Annotated in this window: 1 protein-coding gene and 1 pseudogene; both read right to left on the bottom strand. The window is 52.8% G+C overall.

Annotated elements, in window-relative coordinates; all coding sequences use genetic code 11:
- A pseudogene (locus BCA33_RS18965) lies at window positions 1-267 on the bottom strand (branched-chain amino acid ABC transporter permease); the annotation flags it as partial.
- Window positions 268-345: 78 nt separating this feature from the next.
- On the bottom strand, window positions 346-1,506 hold the full coding sequence (locus BCA33_RS18970) for an ABC transporter substrate-binding protein (RefSeq protein ID WP_071268294.1): 1,161 nt from the start codon (window positions 1,504-1,506) through the stop codon (window positions 346-348).
- Window positions 1,507-1,791: the final 285 nt, after the last annotated feature.

Raw genomic sequence — 1,791 nt, forward strand, 5'->3', positions numbered from 1 at the left:
AWTTTTCGCGGGGGCAATCGCCAGGCGCTGAAGCGCGATACCCAGCAAACCCGCCAGAACCACAGCAAGTACAATCGCGAGCAGCATGGGCACACCCATAGCTGTCAAAGACACAGTCGCCATACCGCCAATCATCAGGAACTCGCCCTGGGCGAAGTTGATCACGTGGCTGGCGTTATAAATCAGGGTAAAGCCCAGTGCAATCAGGGCGTAAGTGGCACCAATAGTGATACCGGTAAACAGGTACTGTAGGAATTCAGAGAACATAATCAGGTCCGCTCGCGCAGCGGCTGACAGCCCTCCCGGAAGGAAGACTGTCAACCTGTTGTACGGATGGGAATAAGCCTAGTTGATTAGCTTCCAGCCGCCATCCTGAACTTCCAGAATGCGGAAGGAATCAGCTTTCAGACCGTTGTGATCGTCGGCTGACATATTAAAGGTACCGGTAACGCCTACATGGCCCTGAATGCTTTCAAGGGCATCGCGCACGGCTGCCTTGTCTGTGCTTCCAGCTTTCTCAATGGCTTCAACGGCCAGCATCAGACCATCATAGGCATAGGCACCAAAGGTGGATACCTTGGCGTCCCAGTGGGCTTCGTACTCGCTCTTGTAGGCTTCAACGACCGGCTTTTGCGGGTCGGACGCTGGTAGCGATTCGGGTACCAGCAGCGGTGAAGCCGGCAAACGCAGGCCTTCCGCACTGCTGCCTGCAAGATCGAGGAACCCGTCAGATGCCACACCGTGAGACTGGTAGAACGGAAGTTCAATACCCAACTGGGCGTAGTTACGGGTAACAATGGCCGGGCCCTGGCCAAAGCCGAAGTTAAGAATGGTCTGCACACCTTCGGCGCCGCGAATATTGGTGAGCTGCGCGGTCATATCGGTGTCTGAGCCACCATAGGTTTCATCAGCAACGATCTCGATTCCACCAAGCTCCTTGGCTACCTGAAGCGTTTGCTCACGGCCAGAGCTGCCAAAGCCACCGGTGCCGGAAATCAAACCGACCTTGGTAAACCCACGCGATTTCATATCGTTAAGAATACGCTCTGCCGCCATACGGTCGGACTGAGGCGTTTTGAACACCCACTTCTTGACTGGCGTGGTAATAACCACGGCACCCGCCAAAGAAATGAAAGGGATTTGCGCCTGTTCAACCATTGGTGCTGCCGCCATGGTCGCACCAGTGGTGCTGCCACCAACAATGATATCCACTCGATCTGAACGAATCAGCCGGCTTGCAAAGTTACGCGCTTTAGAGGCATTGCCTGCGTCATCGTAATGAACAAGCTCAAGCTGGCGACCCAGCACACCGCCCTCGTTGTTGATTTTCTCAACATACATTTCCAGGGTTTTCAGCTCCGGGTCTCCAAGGAAAGACGCAGGGCCAGTCACCGATAGAAAAGAACCAATACGTATAGGATCAGCCGCTTGAACGCTCATTGCCAACAGGCCAGCTGCTGCAACGGCCGCGAACTTGCTGGCACGACGCGTGATTTTATTGAACATTGTTGTTGTTCTCCCAAAATGTGGTCAGGGCGTTTTGATTTTATGTACCCGTAAGTTTCTGAATAACAGAACGGCTTGGCCGCAAAGGCTGAGACCTTTCGTCTCACGTATCCTTATATAGCGCTCTGCATTCAGCACTGCACGACAAAAATTTCTTTGTCGCTGCCATTACTGGCTATCCGTCAATCCAATAATACGATACCGTTGACGGATATCAATGGAAAATATTGTATCACAACATCAGTGTCAACTGAGGAGTGCGCCACAGCACAAAACTTTCATTGC

Source organism: Marinobacter sp. AC-23, assembly GCF_001858325.1.
Taxonomy (GTDB): Bacteria; Pseudomonadota; Gammaproteobacteria; order Pseudomonadales; family Oleiphilaceae; genus Marinobacter.